The organism is Pseudokineococcus marinus, assembly GCF_013004605.1.
Classification (GTDB): domain Bacteria; phylum Actinomycetota; class Actinomycetes; order Actinomycetales; family Quadrisphaeraceae; genus Pseudokineococcus; species Pseudokineococcus marinus.
This window is the reverse complement of the sequence record NZ_JABEMA010000547.1, coordinates 1-1,163: the sequence shown is the minus strand read 5'-3', so window position 1 is coordinate 1,163 and position 1,163 is coordinate 1. Positions and strand designations below refer to the sequence as shown.

1 protein-coding gene is annotated in these 1,163 nt (G+C 81.2%); it reads right to left on the bottom strand.

Translation table 11 applies throughout. The features are described from left to right. Positions 1 to 720: HAD family hydrolase (locus HLB09_RS17375; protein WP_171204528.1), on the bottom strand; the 720-nt coding region annotated here is incomplete at its 3' end. Positions 721 to 1,163: the final 443 nt, after the last annotated feature.

Below are 1,163 nucleotides of genomic sequence, written 5' to 3'. Positions count from 1 at the left end.
GCCGGACGGCGGCGGACAGCGCCGTCCGCGGCGCGACGGCGGGCGGAAGCGCAGCACCGGCCAGCCCCGCGCGCGGGCCACGCGGCGCAGCGCCCGGTCGGGGTTGACGGCGTGCGGCAGGCCGACCAGCTCGAGCAGGGGCAGGTCGGTGACCGAGTCCGTGTAGGCCGCGCTCGCGGCGAGGTCGTAGCCGTGCTCGGCCGCGAGGGCGCGCGCGAGGACCGCCTTCTGCTCGCCGTAGGCGTGCACGTCGAGCACCCCCGTCCACCGGCCTCCTTCGACGGCGAGCCGCGAGGCGAGCACGTGGTCGGCCCCGAGGAGGCGCCCCAGCGGCTCGGCGACCTCGTGCGCCGCCGTCGTCACGAGCGCGACGGCGTCCCCCCGCTCCTGGTGGCGGCGGACGAGGGCCCGAGCCTCGGCGAAGAGCAGCGGCGCCAGGTGCGTGTGGAGGGCCTGCTCCACGACGGCGCGGACGGCGCTGACCTCCCAGCCCGTGACCTGCGCCACGAGCAGCGCACGCCCCCGCTCCATGCGGCGGTGGTCGGCGCCCGCGAGCGTGAAGGCCGCCTGCTCCCGCAGCGCGCGGGCGACCGCGCGCAGGGGCAGCAGCCCCGCTGCGTGCATCGGCCGGGCCAGCGCCAGCACGGTGGAGCGCGCGACGAGCGTGCGGTCGACGTCGAAGAGCGCCACCCGGCGGGGGCCCGGCGCCGTCGCGTCCACGCCCGCCAGCCTAGGCGCCGCCTCCCCCCGGCCCACCTGGGCGGCGGCGGGTGACCGCGCCCGGCCCGAGCGGCGAGCCGCGGTCCGTCGTCCCGGTCGCGGGTGAGGGTCCCCCCGACGAGCTCGTCTGTCCGGGCTCGCCTGTCCGGGCTCGCCTGTCCGGGCGCCGCGCACAGGCGCGTCGGACGTCTCCGTCGTCCCCAGCCGCCGGGCGCGGCCTCCCGGACCGGCGGCGGCTCCGCTTGCCTGCGGCGCAGGGGACGCACGGCGCGCCCCCCGGAGGAGGCGTCGTGGGCAGCAGCGGCCGTGCGGACAGCCCCGGGGGCGGGTGGGACGTCGAGACCGGGGCCGGGACGGGCCCTCGGGCCTGCGCCCGGGCCGCGGCGGGGGAGGAGCCGCCGGGTGCGGGCGACCGCGGGGAGGGGGCGCCGCCGGCGGTCGTC